This window comes from Mesorhizobium argentiipisi (SeqCode) (genome assembly GCF_037179585.1).
Classification (GTDB): domain Bacteria; phylum Pseudomonadota; class Alphaproteobacteria; order Rhizobiales; family Rhizobiaceae; genus Mesorhizobium; species Mesorhizobium argentiipisi.
This window is the reverse complement of the sequence record NZ_JAPYKO010000013.1, coordinates 165692-183897: the sequence shown is the minus strand read 5'-3', so window position 1 is coordinate 183897 and position 18206 is coordinate 165692. Positions and strand designations below refer to the sequence as shown.

The 18206-nt window shown below is 65.0% G+C and carries 20 protein-coding genes; 9 read left to right on the top strand and 11 right to left on the bottom strand.

The window, feature by feature from the left end:
- Positions 1-268 precede the first annotated feature (268 nt).
- Both O7A05_RS19400 and O7A05_RS19395 read right to left on the bottom strand, forming a co-directional pair.
- The gene (locus tag O7A05_RS19400; protein WP_337094598.1) at positions 269-967 is read right to left on the bottom strand and encodes a ribonuclease HII; all 699 of its coding nucleotides are present in this window, start codon (positions 965-967) and stop codon (positions 269-271) included.
- 194 nt (positions 968-1161) lie between these two features.
- Positions 1162-2316 carry a PA0069 family radical SAM protein gene (locus O7A05_RS19395; RefSeq protein WP_337094597.1) on the bottom strand — a complete coding sequence of 385 codons (1155 nt, stop codon included), beginning with the start codon at positions 2314-2316 and terminating at the stop codon, positions 1162-1164.
- A 148-nt stretch (positions 2317-2464) separates the two neighbouring features.
- On the opposite strand from O7A05_RS19395, the gene O7A05_RS19390 reads away from it, so the two are divergent.
- Positions 2465-2968, top strand: coding sequence for a glycosyltransferase family 2 protein (locus O7A05_RS19390; RefSeq protein WP_337094596.1), 504 nt, complete (start codon positions 2465-2467; stop codon positions 2966-2968).
- A 9-nt stretch (positions 2969-2977) separates the two neighbouring features.
- On the opposite strand, the gene moaB is transcribed toward O7A05_RS19390, so the two are convergent.
- From moaB to O7A05_RS19360, 6 genes are all read right to left on the bottom strand, one after another.
- Positions 2978-3535: a molybdenum cofactor biosynthesis protein B gene (moaB, locus tag O7A05_RS19385; RefSeq protein WP_337094595.1), complete on the bottom strand. Its 558-nt coding sequence runs from the start codon at positions 3533-3535 to the stop codon at positions 2978-2980.
- Positions 3522-4415 (bottom strand): 4-(cytidine 5'-diphospho)-2-C-methyl-D-erythritol kinase, encoded by an 894-nt coding sequence (locus O7A05_RS19380; protein ID WP_337094604.1) that lies wholly within the window; start codon positions 4413-4415, stop codon positions 3522-3524. The genes moaB and O7A05_RS19380 overlap by 14 nt, the downstream gene beginning before the upstream one ends.
- 25 nt (positions 4416-4440) lie before the next feature.
- Positions 4441-4626: a membrane protein gene (locus tag O7A05_RS19375; protein ID WP_027164591.1), complete on the bottom strand. Its 186-nt coding sequence runs from the start codon at positions 4624-4626 to the stop codon at positions 4441-4443.
- Between the two features lie 82 nt (positions 4627-4708).
- Complete coding sequence (locus tag O7A05_RS19370) at positions 4709-5566, bottom strand: S49 family peptidase (RefSeq protein WP_337094594.1); 858 nt, start codon at positions 5564-5566, stop codon at positions 4709-4711.
- Positions 5567-5702: 136 nt separating this feature from the next.
- Complete coding sequence (locus tag O7A05_RS19365; RefSeq protein ID WP_337094593.1) at positions 5703-6500, bottom strand: tRNA1(Val) (adenine(37)-N6)-methyltransferase; 798 nt, start codon at positions 6498-6500, stop codon at positions 5703-5705.
- A complete protein-coding gene (locus O7A05_RS19360) occupies positions 6500-6724 on the bottom strand; it encodes a putative signal transducing protein (RefSeq protein WP_027164594.1) in 225 nt (74 codons plus the stop codon). Before O7A05_RS19360 ends, O7A05_RS19365 begins: the two co-directional genes overlap by 1 nt.
- Positions 6725-6989: 265 nt before the next feature.
- On the opposite strand from O7A05_RS19360, the gene O7A05_RS19355 reads away from it, so the two are divergent.
- The 5 genes from O7A05_RS19355 (at position 6990) to O7A05_RS19335 (ending at position 11964) form a co-directional block, all read left to right on the top strand.
- Positions 6990-8003 (top strand): polyprenyl synthetase family protein, encoded by a 1014-nt coding sequence (locus O7A05_RS19355; protein WP_337094603.1) that lies wholly within the window; start codon positions 6990-6992, stop codon positions 8001-8003.
- A gap of 103 nt (positions 8004-8106) precedes the next feature.
- Positions 8107-8772, top strand: a complete 666-nt coding sequence (locus O7A05_RS19350) for a GntR family transcriptional regulator (protein WP_337094592.1) — start codon at positions 8107-8109, stop codon at positions 8770-8772.
- A gap of 194 nt (positions 8773-8966) precedes the next feature.
- On the top strand, positions 8967-9575 hold the full coding sequence (locus O7A05_RS19345) for a biotin transporter BioY (protein WP_337094591.1): 609 nt from the start codon (positions 8967-8969) through the stop codon (positions 9573-9575).
- Complete coding sequence (locus tag O7A05_RS19340) at positions 9572-9988, top strand: DUF1284 domain-containing protein (RefSeq protein WP_337094590.1); 417 nt, start codon at positions 9572-9574, stop codon at positions 9986-9988. The genes O7A05_RS19345 and O7A05_RS19340 overlap by 4 nt, the downstream gene beginning before the upstream one ends.
- Positions 9989-10191: 203 nt before the next feature.
- Positions 10192-11964, top strand: a complete 1773-nt coding sequence (locus O7A05_RS19335; RefSeq protein WP_337094589.1) for a tetratricopeptide repeat protein — start codon at positions 10192-10194, stop codon at positions 11962-11964.
- 52 nt (positions 11965-12016) lie between these two features.
- Here O7A05_RS19335 and O7A05_RS19330 read toward each other — a convergent pair whose 3' ends face one another.
- Complete coding sequence (locus O7A05_RS19330; RefSeq protein WP_337094588.1) at positions 12017-12478, bottom strand: GNAT family N-acetyltransferase; 462 nt, start codon at positions 12476-12478, stop codon at positions 12017-12019.
- Between the two features lie 168 nt (positions 12479-12646).
- Here O7A05_RS19330 and O7A05_RS19325 point away from each other — a divergent pair, with 168 nt between their 5' ends.
- Positions 12647-13717 carry a glycine--tRNA ligase subunit alpha gene (locus O7A05_RS19325; protein ID WP_337094587.1) on the top strand — a complete coding sequence of 357 codons (1071 nt, stop codon included), beginning with the start codon at positions 12647-12649 and terminating at the stop codon, positions 13715-13717.
- On the opposite strand, the gene O7A05_RS19320 is transcribed toward O7A05_RS19325, so the two are convergent.
- Positions 13714-13896 carry a hypothetical protein gene (locus tag O7A05_RS19320; RefSeq protein WP_337094586.1) on the bottom strand — a complete coding sequence of 61 codons (183 nt, stop codon included), beginning with the start codon at positions 13894-13896 and terminating at the stop codon, positions 13714-13716. The genes O7A05_RS19325 and O7A05_RS19320 overlap by 4 nt on opposite strands.
- A gap of 252 nt (positions 13897-14148) precedes the next feature.
- Here O7A05_RS19320 and glyS point away from each other — a divergent pair, with 252 nt between their 5' ends.
- On the top strand, positions 14149-16458 hold the full coding sequence (gene glyS, locus O7A05_RS19315; RefSeq protein ID WP_337094585.1) for a glycine--tRNA ligase subunit beta: 2310 nt from the start codon (positions 14149-14151) through the stop codon (positions 16456-16458).
- A 42-nt stretch (positions 16459-16500) separates the two neighbouring features.
- Here the strand turns inward: glyS and O7A05_RS19310 are convergent, their stop codons facing one another.
- The gene (locus O7A05_RS19310) at positions 16501-17010 is read right to left on the bottom strand and encodes a hypothetical protein (RefSeq protein ID WP_337094584.1); all 510 of its coding nucleotides are present in this window, start codon (positions 17008-17010) and stop codon (positions 16501-16503) included.
- 172 nt (positions 17011-17182) lie between these two features.
- On the opposite strand from O7A05_RS19310, the gene O7A05_RS19305 reads away from it, so the two are divergent.
- Entirely contained in the window at positions 17183-18163 is a 981-nt protein-coding gene (locus O7A05_RS19305) for an L-threonylcarbamoyladenylate synthase (RefSeq protein WP_337094583.1), read from the top strand.
- Positions 18164-18206: the final 43 nt, after the last annotated feature.

The window sequence follows — 18206 nt, the reverse complement described above, 5'->3', positions numbered from 1 at the left end:
CCATCTTTACTCAGCCGCCCTTGGCAACCCTGCGCCAGAATCTCCATGCCTTGCGACATCGTTGGCGCGAGCCACCACGAAAGCGCAAGTTTCAAGCCATGCCAAAGCTATCTTAGCGCATATGCCCTCGAGGGGGAGATGTCGCCGAAGGCGACACAGGGGGTCCTGGCGCGTCGAGCTCCAACGATTTTGTGGGGAGGGAAGGAGGTCGGCGCTTCACGCGAGGCGACCCCGTCTGCCTGCCGACCATCTCCCTCAAGGGGGGAGATTATTCCAGCCCGGCGAAGCTCTCTTCCTCTTCTGCTATCTCAGCCCCACCCAACCGGAACGGCGCGAACGAGGCGCGGTGCAGCCTTGCCACCGGGCCGTGCGCCTCGATGGCGGTGCGGTGCCGGACCGTCGCGTAGCCCATATGCACTTCGAAGCCGTAATGTTCGTGGTGCCCGCCGCAGCCGCACATCATGCGGTCGCGCATCACCTTGGCGACGATCGAGGCGGCGGCGATCGATTGCGAGCGCTGGTCGCCTTTGATCAGCGCCCGGCCTTCGCAGGCGAGACCAGGCGGAATGTCGCGGCCATCGGCCAAGGCGAGTTTCGGCTGCAGCGAGAGACCCGCGGCCGCGCGGCGCATCGCTTCCAGGCTTGCTTTCAGAATGTTGCTGTTGTCGATGCCTTCGGCGCTGATCGAGGCCATCGAGACGCTGAGCGCCGAGCCGAGAATCTTCAGGAACAGCGCCTCGCGCTGCAAATGGGTGAGGCGTTTGGAATCGTCGAGGCCTTCCGGAATATTGGCGGGGTTGAGCACCACCGCGGCGGCCACCACCGGACCCGCGAGCGGACCGCGGCCTGCCTCGTCCATGCCGGCAACTGGCCACAGCCCGTCCGCCATCGCCTTCGTCTCGATCGAGAAGTCGGGCTTCTCGACCATTTCAAAGAGAAGCGGAGAATCGGAACGCGCGCGAGCCATGGTGCGGCGAGGTTCGCATCGGCTCCGATTCTCCGCAAGTCCTTCCGGGTCGATGGGGCGTCGGACCGGGAAGGCACCGTCTCACGGCCGGGGGACATGGGCCGGACGGAATTTCGAATAAAATAACAATTCCAGACGGAAAATCACTTTACCTGGAAGTGCTTAGCGCCGTCCCGTCACGGCCGGTGCCGACGTCAAAGCAGCATCAGCTGCTCGCCGGCGCCTGAGCCTGCGACGAATTGGTCGGTGCGAAGCTGCCGTCGCTCGACATTGAGGCCGAGCCGCTTGGCGGCGATCTCGAAGCGCCGGCCGATCTGCCAGGCATAGGGACCGGCGCCCTTCATGCGCTTGCCCCATTCGGAATCGTAATCCTTGCCGTCGCGCATCGAGCGGATCAGCGACATCACATGCCGGTAGCGGTCCGGATAATGCCGCAACAGCCAGTCCTTGAAGATCGGCGCCACTTCGAGCGGCAGGCGCAGGATGACGTAGCCGGCCTCCCGCGCGCCTGCGGCTCTGGCCGAATCGAGGATGCGCTCCATCTCCTGATCGGTGAGGCCGGGGGTAATCGGCGCCACCATCACGGATGCCGGAATGCCGGCATCCGAAAGCTGTCTGATCGCCTCCAGCCGCTTCGTCGGCGTCGACGCGCGCGGCTCCATCGTTCTCGCCAGCATCCGGTCCATCGTCGTCACCGATAGCGCCACCTTGGCAAGGCCGCGCTCGGCCATGCGCGACAGGATGTCGATATCGCGCGTCACCAGCGCCGACTTCGTCACGATACCGACAGGGTGGCCGCGCGCCTCCAACACTTCCAGGATCTCGCGCATGATCCGGTATTGTTTCTCTATCGGCTGGTAGGGATCGGTGTTGGTGCCGATGGCGATGGTGCGCGGCTGATAGCCCGGCTTCGACAATTCCCTGTCCAGCATGCGCGCCGCATCCGGCTTGGCGAACAGCTTCGATTCGAAATCGAGTCCCGGTGACAGGCCCATGAAGGCATGCGTTGGCCTGGCGAAGCAGTAGACGCAGCCATGCTCGCAGCCGCGATAGGGATTGATCGAGCGGTCGAAGGAAATGTCGGGCGATTCGTTGCGCGTGATGATCGTGCGCGGCTTTTCGACCTGCACTTCCGTCTTGAACGGCGGCAGTTCCTCCAGCGAGTTCCAGCCGTCGTCGAAGACATGCCGGCTGACCGGCTCGAACCGGCCGGATGGGTTGATGCCGGCCGAGCGGCCGCGATTGCGGTCGGGCCGCACGCGCATGCCGCTCTGCTCGATCATCGCATTTGCCATTTCGGCTCTTCCTGCTCCGAAAGCGGCAATGTCGGCGCGCACGATCTGTTCCATTTTCGCCCTCTCCCAGGGACTGTCCGCAGGCTGTCGAATCGCTCTGTTCATGAAACTATTCCTATTTCGCCGATGAGAACAAAGCAAGAACTTTTTCGCTTGGGCGCGCAACTGGCGCATCGCCGCGCTTTCCGCTATTCGGCTAAAAATGCTCAGCGTTCTCATCGAAACCAAGAATGACGAAGAGGGCCTCGCCCGTACGCTCGCCTCGCTGGTCGGCGGCGCGGTCGAAGGCGTGGTGCGGGACGTGATCGTCTGCGATCAAGGTTCCGCCGACCAGACGCACCGGGTGGCCGAGCATGCCGGCTGTCATTATGTGAGCGGCGGGATCGCCGTGGGCATAGGCCAGGCCAAGGGCGATTGGCTGCTGCTTCTGGAACCCGGCGCCCGGCTTGCCGAGGGCTGGATCGACGAGGTCGTCGCCCACACGGCAAAACAGACCATGCCGGCGCGCTTCTCGCGCGCCCGGGCCGATCGCGCGCCTTTCCTGGCCCGCGTCTTTTCGGGCAACCGGGCGCTGGCGGAGGGGCTTGTCGTCAGCAAGCGTCAGGCCTCGGCTCTGGCAAAGAGCGCGCGCAGCGCCGAAGCCCTGGCACGCGGCCTGGCGACCAGGCGGTTGAACGCCGAAATCTGGGTGGCGCCGCCGAAGTGATGCCTGCGGTTACGAGGCGGGCTTGCCGCCGCGCCGAAGATGCTCGTCCAGCCGCGGCATGATCTCGACGAAGTTGCAGGGCATGTGCCGGTAGTCGAGCTGAGCCTTGATGATGCCGTCCCAGGCGTCCCTGCAGGCGCCGGGCGAGCCCGGCAGCACGAAGACGAAGGTCGCGTTGACAACGCCGCCGGTCGCCCGGCTCTGAATCGTCGAGGTGCCAATCTTGTCGTAGGAGATGCGGTGGAAGACTTCCGAAAAGCCGTCCATGCGCTTTTCGAAGATCGGCTCCAACGCCTCCGGCGTCACGTCGCGGCCGGTAAAGCCGGTGCCCCCGGTGGTGATGACGACATCGATGTTTTCGTCCCTCGACCAGCCAAGCACCTTGTCGCGGATCTTGTCGCGGTCGTCGGTCACGATATCGCGCGCGGCAAGCGTATGGCCGGCTTCCGCGATGCGGTCGGCCAGCGTCTGGCCGGACTTGTCGTCGGCAAAGCTGCGTGTGTCGGAGACGGTCAGCACCGCGATGCGCACCGGAATGAAGGGCCGGCTTTCGTCAAGCTTCGCCACCGCTCACCTCCATGCTGCGCGTCGCGGCGACGAACCAGTCGGGATGGCGGGCGCGGATCGCGATCGCGGCGCGCTTGGCGACATTGCCGGTCTCGAACAGGCCGAAGCATGTGGCGCCCGAGCCGGACATGCGCGCGAACGCGGCGTCGGCACGCCTGAGCACCTTGAGCGCCTCGCCGATCGCAGGTTCGATCGAACGCGCGGCGGGTTCGAGATCGTTGCGCGTCGCCTCCAGCCAGTTTCGGATGGCGTGGAAGTCGAGCCGTTTCGGCAGCGGCGGCAGCGCTTCGTTGTCGCGGCTGGATAGCGCCTTGAACACGTCCGGTGTCGAGACCGCGATGCCCGGATTGACCAGCACCAGGCCGAGCGCCGGAAATGCGGAGAGCGGCGACACCTCATCGCCGATGCCGCGCGCGACCAGCGGCTTTGACGTCAGGCACATCGGCAGGTCGGCGCCGAGCGAAAGCCCGATCCGGGCCAGCGAACCATCGCCGATATCGAGCTTCCAGAGCCGCGCCAGGCCGTTGAGCGCGGCCGCCGCGTCGCTCGAGCCGCCGCCGACGCCGGAGGCGATCGGCAGGTTCTTCTCCAGCCTGATGGCGACGGGCGGCGTATTGTGCACGCCAGCCTCCCGGCGCAAGGCATCACGCGCCTTCACAACCAGATTGCCGTCGTCGAGCGGCAGGCCGGCGGCATAACGGCCAGACACGGAGAATTCGTCCTGCTCAGCCGGCTCGATATCGAGCCGGTCGCCGAAGCGGGTGAAGACGGCAAGGCTGTCGATGAGGTGGTAGCCGTCGGAGCGCTGTCCGGTGACATGCAGCGCCAGATTGATCTTGGCCGGCGCAAGCCACGTCCGGACTTCTGTGCCGGGTTCCAGAATGTCGACTGCTGGCGAGATGGCTTCAGTCCTTGGCCAGACGGTATTCGCCGGTCTTCGGATCCTTGACCAGCGTTCCCATCGTGCCGTTCGCCGCCTGTTTCTCGGTACGCCGGATCTTGGCCGTCACGCGTTCGGCCTCACGCACGAAAGCGCGATAGCCGAAGTAAGCGGCGGCGCCGACAACGGCGAAGAAAATGATCTGCGGCATATCAAACTCCTCCCGCGTTCTCGCGGCAAGGCCGGCCGAATGGGTCGGTCAAGCGGCCATGCTAGACGCAATCATGGCTTTTTCAAAGCCCGAAGCGCGCCCACAGTGCGCGCTCTTCCGCCGCATCGAGGACGCCGTTTGCGGCAGCAGCGGCGATATCGGCCGCTGAGAAACGCGAGCCGAACAGGCCGAAACGGCCGAACAGACCGCGCGGCGCGGTGATCAGCTTGAGCTGCGTCTTCTCGCCGAAACGGGTCTTGAGCACGCTGCGCATATCGCCCAGCGCATCGACAAGGCCGAGCTCGAGGCCTCGCTTGGCGGTCCAGAACAGGCCGGTGAACAGGTCCGGATCGTCCTTGAGCTTGCTGCCGCGCCGCTCCTTGACGAGGTCGATGAAGGTCTCGTGCACTTCAAGCTGCAGCGCCTTCAGCCGCTCGACGTCCTCCTTCTTCTCGGGCTTGAACGGATCGAGCACGGCCTTGTTCTGGCCGGCGGTGTGGACGCGCCGCTCGACGCCGATCTTCTTCATCAGTTCGGGGAAGCCGAAAGAGGCCGAGACCACGCCGATCGAGCCGACGATCGAGGACGGGTCGGCGAAGATCTCGTCGCCTGCGACCGCGATCATGTAGCCGCCGGAAGCCGCCACGTCCTCGACGAAGACCAGCACCTTCTTGTTCTTCTCCGCCGCCAGGTCGCGGATGCGTTTGAAGATCAGTCGCGACTGCACCGGCGAGCCGCCGGGCGAGTTGATCGAGATGGCGACCGCCGGCGCGTCGAAGCCGAACGCCTTCTCAATAAGCCCCGCCGTCGAGGCGAGCGACAGGCTCGGCCGGAACTGGCCGCCGCCCGGCATGATGGCGCCTTGCAGCCGGATGACCGGAATGGTGACGACTGTCGAGCGCCAGGATTTCGGCAGCAGGCGATTGAAAAGGCGTTTCACGAACTGTTGTCTCCGGACCAAATGCGAAGGAACTGGATGAAACCAAGCAGGTTGGCAGTGTCTCTCAGGCGCGACGTCATTGCTTGGCATGTAGGAATTCGCCACCCAACGGCAATGCCGCATCGCGCGCCCGGGATCAATCGCCGAACAGCGATGCCAGGCCATTGTTGATCATTTCCGTTCGTTCCGCCGGCGCGTTGCCGGTCGGTCCGTGCAAGGTGAGCGGCGGGCGGATCGACAATTTTCCGCGCGCCCCGAGCGCCGCCCTGACGACGATACGGATCGCCGCTGCGTCCGGCCGCGGATGCACGCACAGCATCTCGGCGTCGCCGAAGCGCCCCTCGATCGCGTCGAGGATGGCAACGAGCTGCTCGGGCCGTGCGATGACGGCCAGCCCGCCGCGCGGCCTGACGACGGCGGCGGCGCTTCTGATCCAGCGCTCGAACAGCCCGTCCTCCGTCACATGCGCCTCTCTGCGCAGCGTGTCGGGCGTCGAGCGATCCTCGGCTGCGTTGAACGGCGGATTCATGATGACGAAGTCGAAGGAGTTGTCGGCAAGCCCGGCCTCGCTCCGCGCCCGACCGGTCAGCGTCACGTCGGCCGCCAGCACCGAAGCGCGGTCGCCAAGATGCGCATTGCCGGGGTGCGAAAGTGTGGCGGCGGCGAACTCCGCCATTTCGGTCGAGCGCTCGACCAGGACGGCCCGCGCCGCCGGGCAGCGCGACAGCACGGCAAGGGCGGCCGCGCCGGCGCCCGCGCCGAAATCGGCGAGCCGGCCGGAAAAGCCGGACGGCACGGCGGCCGCCAGCGTCATGGCGTCCATGCCGGCGCGATGACCGCCCCGGCTCGGCTGCACCAGCCAGAAGCGTCCACGATGAAAGGCATCGACCGTGTGCGCCGGCGTATCCGGGACGGGGACGGCGCTGGTTGCCATCACTTTTTGCGGATCTCGTTCTCGATGCCGGCATCCTTGAGGATGCGGCGCGCGGCGTCGACTTTCTCGGCATCGACCATCACGCGCCGGGGCAGGATGCCGAGCGAGCCGTCGAGCACGCTCATATTCTGGTCGGCGACGAAACAGGCGATACCGGCATCGCGCATCAGCGATTCGACGAAGGAGATGACGACGGCGTCATTGGTGCGGACAAGCTCGATCATGGAACGAAAATCGCAGGTTGTGGCGTCCGTGTAAACGTAGGCGGACACATCGCCGGCAAAGCCGCGCCAATTCGCCTCTTGCCGTGCCCGGTTGTGCCGCCCTAGAGTCGGCGCGGGACTAGTGCATGTCGCCCAGAAGTGCGCAGCGGTTCTGGGACAACGACATGCATCAAAACGAAGACTTGAAGCGCGCCGCCTGAACTCGTTTCAGCGCGGGGAGTTTCAAGGGGGCGTCGTACGCGTCAAATTGACGGGAGTTGTCGTGGTGGGTGTCGTTCTCAACATCGAAGGCAAGCGGGAACCCGCTTCCATCAAGGATTTGATCGATCTGACAGCCGCCGACATGGGGCGCGTCAACGAGTTGATCCTGTCCAAGGCCGGCTCCGACGTCGAGATGATCCCGGAGATCGCCAATCACCTGATCTCGTCGGGCGGCAAGCGGCTCAGGCCGATGCTCACGCTCGCCGCCGCGCAGATGTTCGGCTATTCCGGCGAAGGCCATGTCAAGCTCGCGACCGCCGTCGAATTCATGCACACGGCGACGCTTCTGCATGACGACGTGGTCGACGAGAGCGCGCTGCGCCGCGGCAAGAAGACGGCGCGCATGATCTGGGGCAATCAGGCGAGCGTGCTCGTTGGCGATTTCCTGCTCGGCCAGGCTTTCCGCATGATGGTCGAGGTCGGCTCGCTGGAGGCCTTGGATATCCTGTCGGCTGCGGCCTCCATCATCGCCGAGGGCGAGGTGATGCAGCTTGCCGCCGCCAAGAACCTCGAAACCACCGAGGACGAGCATTTCGCCGTCATCAAGGCCAAGACCGCGGCGCTGTTCTCGGCCGCCGCCGAAGTGGGACCGGTGATCGCCCTGGCCTCGCGCACCGACCGCGCCGCGCTGCGCTCCTACGGCATGAATCTCGGCCTTGCCTTCCAGCTCATCGACGACGCGCTGGATTATGGCGGCTCGAGCAAGGATCTCGGCAAGAATGTCGGCGACGATTTCCGCGAGGGCAAGGTGACGCTGCCTGTGATCCTCGCCTACCGGCGCGGCACCAAGGCCGAGCGCAGCTTCTGGAAGCGCGCCATCGAGGAAAATGTCACCGACGATGCCGGGCTCGAAAAGGCGATCGGCCTGATGGCCCGCCACGGCGCCATCGCCGATACGATCGGCCGCGCCCGCCATTTCGGCGAGATCGCCCGCGACGCGCTGGCGCCGCTTGAGGCGACGCCACAGAAGTCGGCTTTGATCGACGTCATCGATTTCTGCATCAGCCGGGTGAACTGAGCCTTCGGCCTGCCTGCATGCCCTGCATCCGCCGGGCAGGGCGCCTGTGAATCCCGTGCCGGCCGTCTCGACAAGGAGCGGTCCGGCAAATTATCTATAAAATATGGCCAGCACAGAAGACACGATCGCCGTCCGCATCAGCAAGGAACTGGCGGACCGCATCATTTCGGGCGCGATCGAGCCCGGTTCGCGGCTGCGCCAGGACCATGTCGCCGAGGAATTCAACACCAGCCATGTCCCGGTGCGCGAGGCCTTCCGGCGTCTGGAGGCTCAAGGGTTGGCGATCAGCGAGCCGCGCCGCGGCGTGCGCGTCGCTTCCTTCGATCTCGGCGAGGTGAGGGAGGTGGCCGAGATGCGCGCTGCGCTCGAAGTGCTGGCGCTGCGCCATGCCGCGCCGCATCTGACGGCGTCGATCCTTGATCAGGCAGAGGAGGCGACCAAGGCCGGCGACAAATCCCGCGACGTGCGCTCCTGGGAAGAGGCCAATCGCACCTTCCACCGGCTGATCCTGGCGCCCTGCAACATGCCGCGCCTGCTCTCCACCATCGACGACCTGCATGCCGCGAGCGCTCGTTTCCTGTTCGCGGCCTGGCGCTCGGAATGGGAAACCCGCACCGACCAGGATCATCGGGCGATCCTGAGCGCGCTGAGGCAAGGCAACACCGAATCGGCGGCCGCGACGCTCGGACGGCACGTGCAATGGATCGGCCAGAAGCCGGTCAAGACCGCTTCCGGCAAGACCCGCGACGCCTTCGCCATTGTCGGGTAGCGGACCTCGTCGCATCGCGATCGGCGTCAATATCACGCTTCGGCGCAATCCGGTACGACCCGGATCGTCTGTGTCCGCCATCTGCTCGCAACGCCGTGTCGCAGACGGACTTGCCATCTCTGCAAAAATATGGATTCGATAATAGATGAAGTTCGAAAATTATCTATAATTCGAATCCAGCCAGGGAAGACACCGTGACCAACGCAGCCGTTTCCACCTACAAGCCCTCTTTCAGCCCGTTGCAGTTGCACAGCCGTTCGCTCGCCTGGCAGATCGGCGCCGTGATTCTCGGCTCGCTGTTCCTGGCGCTGTCGTCCTATATCGAAGTGCCGATGGTGCCGGTTCCGGTGACCATGCAGACCTTCGCCGTCACCCTGGTCGGCGCGCTTTATGGCTGGCGCTTCGGTGCGCTCACCATCGCCGCCTGGCTCGTTGAGGGCGCGGCAGGATTTCCGGTGCTGGCGGGCGGAGCGGCCGGGATACAACATTTCGTCGGTCCGACCGGCGGCTATCTCTTCGCTTTCCCGGTCGTCGGCGCCGTCGTCGGCTGGCTGGCCGAACGCGGCTGGAACGGCAAGCGCGTCATGCTTGCCTTCGCCGCCATGCTCATCGGCAACCTGCTTTGCCTGGTTCTCGGCACGGCCTGGCTTGCCGTCATGATCGGCACGGAAAAGGCCATCACCTTCGGTTTCCTGCCCTTCATCGTCGGCGGCCTGCTCAAGTCGGCGCTGGGCGCGGCGACGCTGAAGCTCTTTTCCACCGATCGTGCGGAGCAAGGCGACCACTCGTCCGGGACGCGATGACCGTCAGGCTGCGCGCCCATCATCTCCTCTGCCTGCTGACCTATGTCGGCAAGGGCTACTCGCCGGCCTTCACCGCCAATTACGACAAGGTGGTGAAGCGGTTGGGCGAGGGGGAGGCGGTTATGATCGTTTCCGGCCCGGACGACATCTGCGCCCCGCTGCTCGGCGAACCGGAGCCGCATTGCCTGCGCGAGAGCGCCGCCGAGCGGGACCGGCTCGCCGCGCGTGACGTGGGGGCTTTCCTCAACCGGCCGATCCGGGACGGAGACATGCTCGTGCTGGATGCCTCCAGCCTGGCCGGGATGCGGAAGGCTTTTTCCGCCGGCCTGACGCGCCAGGCGTGCTCCGGCTGCGAATGGTTCGGCCTGTGCGATGCGGTTGCCGCCAGCGGATTCAGCGATACCTATCTGTAGGCAATCCGATGCCGGCATATGGGCATCCCGGCCTCCGCGCGGCATTTTTCGCTGGCGCGGCATCGTTTTTTAAGCCGGATGATTGCATTGTGATTCGCTGCGGATTGAAGCCCGACCCCAAAAAGGCCATGCTTTGACCCGAAAAGATCGAGTCTGTGGGCGGTCCTCCAAGGGCGGGATCGCGTCTGGCTGAAAGGGATACGATGCGGCAAGGACGTGCGCGCTGGCTGACGAGGCTGGCATTTTTGACCGGTGTGGCGCTTTGGGTGCTGCCGGTCCAGGCCAAGGAAGAGGCCCAACCGCTGCAGATCACGTCATTCTCGGGCGCCTATCTCGCGGCTCATATCGCCGAGAGCGACAACGATCTCGACGACGCGATCGCTTATTACAAGCAGGCGCTGGCCTTTGCGCCGAACGATAAGGATCTGCAGCAGAGCCTGATGCTGGCTCTCGTCGCGCAAGGCCGCTTCGAGGAATCGCTGGTCTATGCCGACAAGCTGAAGGAGGTGCCGGACGTAGAGCGCTTCTCGCGCTTGGCGCTGGCCATAGATTCCTTCCACAAGAAGGACTACGCCAAGGCGCAGTACTGGCTGAAGCTCTCGCTCGAATCCGATCTCGACCGGTTGCTCTCCGGCGTCATGGACGGCTGGGCCAAGCAGGGCGCCGGCAACGCGTCCGAGGCGATGGATTCCATCGACAAGCTCAAGGGCCCGGACTGGTTCGGCTTGTTCAAGTCGTTCCACCGCGCGCTGATCGCCGACGCCGCCGGCCTGAACGACAAGGCCGATGAACTCTACGCCGCCACGCTGGCCGACACCACGGCCGGCGGCTCCGCGCCCGAAACCTGGATGCGCAATGCGCAGGCCTATGCCTCGTTTCTCGTCCGCAAGGGCGACAAGTCGAAGGCGCTGGCGGTGTTGAACCAGGCCGAGGCCTTCGCGCCGGGCAAGCTTGAAATCACCACCCTGCGCGACCGCATCGCCAAGGGGGACAAGATCGAGCCGCTCGTCGCCGGCCCGGCCGACGGCGCGTCCGAAATCCTGCTCGACCTTGCCACCGCGCTCAACCGCGGCGGCGAGCCCTTCGTGCGGCTATACCTGCAATATGCGCTGGCGCTGAAGCCGGACAGCGATGCGGCCCTGGTGCAGCTTGCCGCCGTCGCCGAGCAGCTCAAGGACGGCGAGGGCGCCATCTCGCTTTACCGCCGCATCCCGGCGTCCTCGCCGCTGAAGGAGCTTTCCGATCTCCAGCTCGGCCTCAACCTCGCCGATCTCGACAAGCATGACGAGGCCATCGCCCATCTCAAGGCCTATCTCGACAAGCATCCGGAGGACATGCGCGCCTATCTGGCGCTTGGCGGCGTCTATGGCTCGAAGGAAGATTTCCGCTCGGCCGCCAATCTTTATGACAAGGCCGTCGAGCAGCTGAAGACGCCGACGGCCGCCAACTGGAACATCTTTTACCAGCGCGGCATCGCTTATGAGCGGCTGAAGGAATGGCCGAAGGCCGAACCCAACTTCCGCAAGGCGCTGGAGTTGCAGCCCGACCAGCCGCAGGTCATGAACTATCTCGGCTATTCCTGGGTCGACATGAACATGAACCTCAAGGAAGGCCTGGCGATGATCCAGAAGGCCGTGGATCTGCGGCCGAACGACGGCTACATCGTCGATTCGCTCGGCTGGGCCTATTACCGGATGGGCCGCTTCGACGATGCCGTGCGCGAGATGGAGCGCGCCGTTTCGCTGAAGCCCGAGGATCCGGTCCTGAACGACCATCTCGGCGATGCCTACTGGCGCGTCGGCCGCAAGCTCGAGGCAACCTACCAGTGGAACCAGGCGCGCGACCTGAAGCCGGATCCGGATGTGCTCGCCACCTTGCAGCAGAAGTTGCTCAAGGGCCTGCCGCCGATCGAGTCCAACACCGCGCAGGAAACTCCCAAGGCAAAGCCGGTGCCGGCGCCCGCGCCGAAAGGCTGAGCGTTTGCAGTATTGAGTTTCTGGCGGGGCCCTTCGGGGCCCCGCTGCATTTTCAGAACATCTCTCTGTAGACGACGAACCCGGACTTCTCGCCTATTTTGTCGTAAAGCTGCATCGCCGTGTGGTTCGTCTCATGCGTCAGCCAATAGACGCGGTTCGCGCCCGCTTGCCTGGCGCGCTCATAGACGCCTTCGATCAGCGCCCGGCCGACGCCTTGGCCGCGCGCGGCCTGCGTGGTGAAGAGATCCTGCAGGTAGCAGCTCGGCGCGATCGACGTCGTCGAGCGATGATAGAGATAGTGGACGAGGCCGAGCAGATTGCCATCGCGCTCGGCCACGAACGCATGCACCGGCTCATAGGCGTCGAAGAAACGCGACCAGGTCATCTGCGTGATTTCGCCGGCAAGCGCCGTCGGGCCGGAGCGCCCGTAAAACGCGTTGTAGCCGTCCCACAGCGGCAGCCATTGCTCGTAATCCTGCCTTGTGACGGGTCGTACAGTGAGTTGACCGGACATAGCGAAACCTCTGTCGTTGGAGCGCAACGGAGCAAACGGCGACCGCCGCTCGACGGCAATGGGCCAGCCCGCCGCAAAGCTTTCCGCCTTGCCGGGCGCGAGCCACCGCCTTGACGCTCGGCGGCCCGGCAACTAGGGAAGCGTCATCCTGCGCTTTCCGAGGCCGCCGTGACCATCGAGATCCCCGCCCACATGCATCCCAGCCGCTCCTTCCAGGGGCTGATCCTGACCTTGCACAATTACTGGGCGGACTATGGTTGCCTCATCCTGCAGCCCTACGACATGGAAGTCGGCGCCGGCACTTTTCATCCGGCGACCACCTTGCGCGCGCTGGGCCCGCTGCGCTGGAACGCCGCTTACGTCCAGCCTTCGCGCCGGCCGAAGGACGGCCGCTACGGCGAGAACCCGAATCGGCTCCAGCACTATTACCAGTACCAGGTGATCCTGAAGCCCAATCCGCCGAACCTGCAGGAGCTCTATCTCGGCTCGCTGGAAGCGATCGGCGTCGATCCGCTCCTGCACGACATCCGCTTCGTCGAGGACGACTGGGAAAGCCCGACGCTGGGCGCCTGGGGGCTTGGCTGGGAGTGCTGGTGCGACGGCATGGAAGTCTCGCAGTTCACCTATTTCCAGCAGGTCTGCGGCATCGAATGCGCGCCGGTGGCGGGCGAGCTGACCTACGGGCTGGAGCGGCTCGCCATGTATGTTCAGGGCGTCGACAATGTCTACGACCTGAACTTCAACGGCCGTGAGGGCGCCGAGAAAGTCACCTATGGCGATGTCTTCCTGCAGGCCGAGCAGGAATATTCGCGCCACAATTTCGAATTCGCCAACACCGCGATGCTGCTGAGGCATTTCGAGGACGCCGAGGCCGAGTGCAAGGCGCTGCTCGCCGCAGGGGCGACAATCTCCCCCCTTGAGGGGGAGATGTCGGCGAAGCCGACAGAGGGGGTCCTCGCTGAAGGCACCGCGAGAAATGCGTCGAGCGTGTCGCGGGCGACCCCTCCCGACCAGACTTCGTCTGGCCACCCTCCCCTCAAGGGGGAGGGGTACCACCGCATGGTCTTCCCGGCCTACGACCAGTGCATCAAGGCAAGCCATGTCTTCAACCTGCTCGACGCGCGCGGCGTGATCTCGGTCACCGAGCGGCAAAGCTATATCCTGCGCGTGCGCAATCTGGCCAAGGCTTGTGGCGAGGCGTTCCTCAAGACGCGGGCGGGCGGGCTGGCGGCGACTTAAGCCGCTACGGCTTTCACAGGCTCGATGGCGGCGCCGGCCGGCAACATGATCTTCGCCGATGCGCCGTCGATCGTGCGCAGCGCCTGCCTGACCCCCGGCATCGTGATCGTGCCATGCGCCTGGGCGGCGAAGCAGGCGCTGAGCGCCAGGATCTGCAGGGTTCTCGATGCCGTCTTCATCGCCGTTCAGCCAATAGGTCTCTGCCTGAGCGTTTGTCGCTTCAGCGCAGTGTTTGGTTCATGGGAAGTTCTGCTCCAAGGACGGGCGGGGCGGCGCCTACCCGACAGTGGGTCGAAAAATTCCGTGAAATCGCTTGAAGAGGCGATCTGCTTGCGGGGTGACAGCGGCCGACCGAGTTGCTATTTCCCGCCCATTCGTTACGGCGCTGCGCGCCGACCCTCCCCATCAAGGGGAGGGTAGGGAACCAATCAATGCCCGACTTGCTGCTCGAACTTCGCTCCGAGGAAATTCCCGCCCGCATGCAGCGCAAGGCTGCCGGCGACCTCAGGAAGATGCTGACCGACGGTCTGGTCGAGGCGGGCCTGACTTATGAGGCGGCGCGCGAATACTGGACACCGCGGCGCCTGGCCCTCGACATCCGTGGCTTGACTGCGCGCTCCAAGGATATCCACGAAGAGATCAAGGGGCCCTCGACCACGGCCCCCGAGCAGGCCGTGCAGGGCTTCCTGCGCAAGGCCGGTCTTTCGTCGATCGCGGACGCCCATGTCCATTCCGACCCGAAGAAGGGCGACTTCTACGTCGCCGATATCGTGAAGCCGGGTAGGGCAGCGGAAGAGATCATTGCCGAGCTGGTGCCGGGCATCATCAGGAACTTCCCTTGGCCGAAATCGATGCGCTGGGGGCCGGCCTCGGCGAAACCCGGCTCGCTGCGCTGGGTGCGGCCGCTGCAGTCGATCGTCTGCACCTTCGGCCCGGAGACCGAGGAGCCGGTGGTGGTCGATTTCGAGATCGACGGCATCCGCTCAGGCAACGTCACCTATGGCCATCGCTTCCACGCGCCGGGCCCGATCGCCGTGCGCCGCTTCGACGACTATGTGGCGAAGCTCGAAGCGGCCAAGGTCGTGCTCGATGCCGACCGCCGCAAGGAGATCATCCTGGCCGACGCCCGCAACACCGCCTTCGCCAACGGCCTCGACCTCGTCGAGGACGAGGGCCTGCTGGAGGAAGTCTCTGGCCTGGTCGAATGGCCGGTCGTGCTGATGGGCGAGTTCGAGCAGGATTTCCTCACCATTCCAGGCGAGGTCATCCGCCTCACCATCCGCGCCAACCAGAAGTGTTTCGTCACCCGGCCGCAGGCCGCGGGCGAAAACCTGTCGAACCGCTTCGTCCTGGTCGCCAACATCGAAGCGACCGACGGCGGCAAGGAAATCGCCTACGGCAACGGCAAGGTGGTGCGCGCCCGCCTGTCCGATGCGCTCTATTTCTGGAAGACCGACCAGGGCGATCTGCCCGACCTCGACCAGCTGAAGGAATCGGCGGCGAAGTTTGACCTGGATTTGAAGAAGCCGCTCGATCAGCGCATGGCGCGCCTCGATCATCTCAACGTCACCTTCCATGCCAAGCTGGGCACGCAAGGCGCGCGGGTCGCGCGTATCAAGCGGCTGGCTGAAGAGCTTGCGGCTGTGGTGGCGAAGTCGATCTCCCCCCTCGAGGGGGAGATGGCCGGCAGGCCAGAGGGGGTCGCCGCGCCTGAAGCGCCGACATCTTCTGCGGCGAGAGGCAGCGTCGGCGCTCTACGCGAGGCGACCCCCTCTGTCGCCTTCGGCGACATCTCCCCCTCGAGGGGGGAGATTACCGCGCTCGCAAGCCGGGCTGCCGTCTTAGCCAAGGCCGATCTGCAAACCGAAGTGGTCGGCGAGTTCCCCGAATTGCAGGGCGCCATGGGCCGCAAATACGCGCTGCTGCAAGGCGAGCACCCATCGGTCGCGGCGGCGGCCGAGGAGCATTACAAGCCGCAGGGTCCTTCCGACTGCGTGCCGACCGATCCGGTCTCGGTTGCGGTCGCGCTCGCCGACAAGCTCGACACGCTGACCGGCTTTTGGGCGATCGACGAGAAGCCGACCGGCAGCAAGGACCCCTTTGCGCTGCGGCGAGCCGCGCTTGGCGTTGTCAGAATCCTCATCGAGAACCGCATTCGTCTGGCGCTGAAGGCTATTTTCGGCAAGGCCTTTGGAAACTTCAAGAACGACGCGGATCAGTCGTCCGACCTCCTCGCCTTCTTCCACGACCGCTTGAAAGTCTACCTCCGCGACCAGGGCGCGCGGCACGACCTGATCGATGCCGTCATCACGCCGCAGTCCGACGACCTGCTGCAGATCGTTCGCCGCGTCGAGGCGCTGGGTTCCTTGCTCGACACTGACGAGGGCAAGAACCTGCTTGCCGGAACCAAGCGCGCCGCCAACATCCTTGCCGCCGAAGAGAAGAAGAAAACGCTCATCGCCGAAACCGTTGAGCCGGCTCTGTTCCGCGAGGGCGCGGAAAAGAAGCTCTATGCCGCGGTGAATCAGGCCGAGAAGGAAGCCGGCCAAGCAATTCAAAATGAAGATTTTTCCGCTGCCATGCTGGCGCTTAGCGTATTGCGCGAACCGGTTGATTCATTCTTTGAGGGCGTTCTCGTGAATGATGAGGACCAGGCCGTGCGCGCCAACCGTCTGGCGCTGCTCGCCCGCATCCGCGCCGCCACCGATCAGGTCGCGGATTTTTCAAAAATCGTCGGCTGACCGCGCGGAAATCGCGTCTCACATCGAGGCGGTATCCAGTGCCTACATCGCCTTGCCGACGCGCGGCAGCGGCTGGGCATTCGGCGGCTGCGCGCCGCCCGACGCATTGGCTGTCGCGGCCGGCTGGCTGCCGGTTTTGCTGGTGCCGTTCGAAGCGGTTGCGGTGCCGTTCGCGGGCACTGCCGGCGACGAGCCGTTCGCCGGCGCGGTGGCTGCCGGTGCGGTCGTCGGTGTTGCGGGCTTGGCCGCCGCGGTCGCCGCGGGTGTTGCGAAAGCGCCGCCGACGATGCCGCCGCGAATGATCATCGGGGCTTGCTGGTGCCCGGACTTCTCGGGAATTGCCGCGACCTTTTCGTCGGTGACGGCGGGCATGGGATCGCCAAGCGCTATGATCGACGGCGCCGAGGCCGCGGACAGCTTGGTCGGGTCGATCGCATTCAGCCTGATAACCGAAGGCGTCGAGGTCGAGGGTGCCACCACGACGATTGATGAAGCATGTGCCGCGCCGTTCATCGCCAGAAGGCTGATACCGAACGCTCCGAGCAAACGCATTACAAACTCCCAAGCCCGCAACCGCATTGAACCCGCACCCTAGGGCCGTCCGATTGAAGCCGGCTTGCATGGAAACTTAACATTTTAGGGATTGATAAATCGCCAATGCCCGCACTTGCCCGATGGAAGCGGCCGTATTACGGGACCGGCATGTTCAGGATTGGTGGCGGATTTGGCTGAGATACTGGCGATCGGCGAGGCTATGGAGCAGGCATTGGCGCTGCTCGAAGGCGGTGACGTCGTCGCCATCCCGACCGAAACAGTTTATGGCCTGGCGGGCGACGCCAGCAACGGCGTTGCCGTAGCGCGTATTTTCGAGGTCAAGGGCCGGCCGCGCTTCAATCCGCTGATCGCCCATGTCGCTGATCGCGCGATGGCGGACCGTATCGCCAGCTTCGACCCGCTGTCGGCAAAACTGGCCGAAGCCTTCTGGCCCGGTCCGCTGACGCTGGTGCTGCCGCAGCGCGCCGGCAACGGTATCCATCCGCTGGTCACCGCGGGGCTGGACACGATCGCGCTGCGCATGCCGCGTGGTTTCGGTGGCGAACTGATCTCGCGCCTCGGCAGGCCGCTCGCCGCCCCAAGCGCCAATTCCTCCGGAAAGATCAGCGGCACGACAGCGCAGGCGGTCGCCGCCGATCTCGGCGACAGGATCAGGCTGGTCGTTGATGGCGGCGCGACGCCGGTCGGCCTGGAATCGACTATTCTCAAGGTCGAGAACGGCAAGTTGCGGCTGCTGCGGCCCGGCGGCATCGGCGCGGAGGAGATCGAGACGGTGGCTGGCGCGAAATTGTCGCGCGGCGCCGGCGGCATCGAGGCGCCGGGCATGCTCGCCTCGCATTACGCGCCGGGCGCTGCGATGCGGCTCAACGTCGGGAAAATTGCCGAAGGCGAGGCGTTGCTTGCGTTCGGCGGCAACCGCGCCGAGGGCTGGGAACGGGCCGTTGCGCTGCGCAACCTATCCGAAAGGGGCGACCTGCGCGAAGCGGCAAGCAACCTCTTCGCCTATATGCAGGCGCTCGACCGTGTCGGCGCCGCGGCCATCGCCGTCGAGCCGATCCCGTTCGAGGGCCTGGGCGAGGCGATCAATGACCGGCTCGCCCGCGCCGCCGCGCCACGTGACAAGACCGCTGAGTCTATCTCTTTGTTTTGACGCAATTCCGGACGGAAACCGCTTCGCACTTTTCCTGGAATTG

Excerpts from the sequence above, each read along its gene's own strand:
- O7A05_RS19365 (WP_337094593.1), bottom strand. The coding sequence starts at position 6,500 with ATGGCAACCAGCGCCGTCCCCGTCCCGGATACGCCGGCGCACACGGTC.
- O7A05_RS19350 (WP_337094592.1), top strand. The coding sequence starts at position 8,107 with ATGGCCAGCACAGAAGACACGATCGCCGTCCGCATCAGCAAGGAACTG.
- glyS (WP_337094585.1), top strand. The coding sequence starts at position 14,149 with ATGCCCGACTTGCTGCTCGAACTTCGCTCCGAGGAAATTCCCGCCCGC.
- O7A05_RS19340 (WP_337094590.1), top strand. The coding sequence starts at position 9,572 with ATGACCGTCAGGCTGCGCGCCCATCATCTCCTCTGCCTGCTGACCTAT.
- O7A05_RS19395 (WP_337094597.1), bottom strand. The coding sequence starts at position 2,316 with ATGGAACAGATCGTGCGCGCCGACATTGCCGCTTTCGGAGCAGGAAGA.
- O7A05_RS19375 (WP_027164591.1), bottom strand. The coding sequence starts at position 4,626 with ATGCCGCAGATCATTTTCTTCGCCGTTGTCGGCGCCGCCGCTTACTTC.
- O7A05_RS19335 (WP_337094589.1), top strand. The coding sequence starts at position 10,192 with ATGCGGCAAGGACGTGCGCGCTGGCTGACGAGGCTGGCATTTTTGACC.
- O7A05_RS19390 (WP_337094596.1), top strand. The coding sequence starts at position 2,465 with ATGCTCAGCGTTCTCATCGAAACCAAGAATGACGAAGAGGGCCTCGCC.
- O7A05_RS19310 (WP_337094584.1), bottom strand. The coding sequence starts at position 17,010 with ATGCGTTTGCTCGGAGCGTTCGGTATCAGCCTTCTGGCGATGAACGGC.
- O7A05_RS19360 (WP_027164594.1), bottom strand. The coding sequence starts at position 6,724 with ATGATCGAGCTTGTCCGCACCAATGACGCCGTCGTCATCTCCTTCGTC.
- O7A05_RS19330 (WP_337094588.1), bottom strand. The coding sequence starts at position 12,478 with ATGTCCGGTCAACTCACTGTACGACCCGTCACAAGGCAGGATTACGAG.
- O7A05_RS19320 (WP_337094586.1), bottom strand. The coding sequence starts at position 13,896 with ATGAAGACGGCATCGAGAACCCTGCAGATCCTGGCGCTCAGCGCCTGC.
- O7A05_RS19400 (WP_337094598.1), bottom strand. The coding sequence starts at position 967 with ATGGCTCGCGCGCGTTCCGATTCTCCGCTTCTCTTTGAAATGGTCGAG.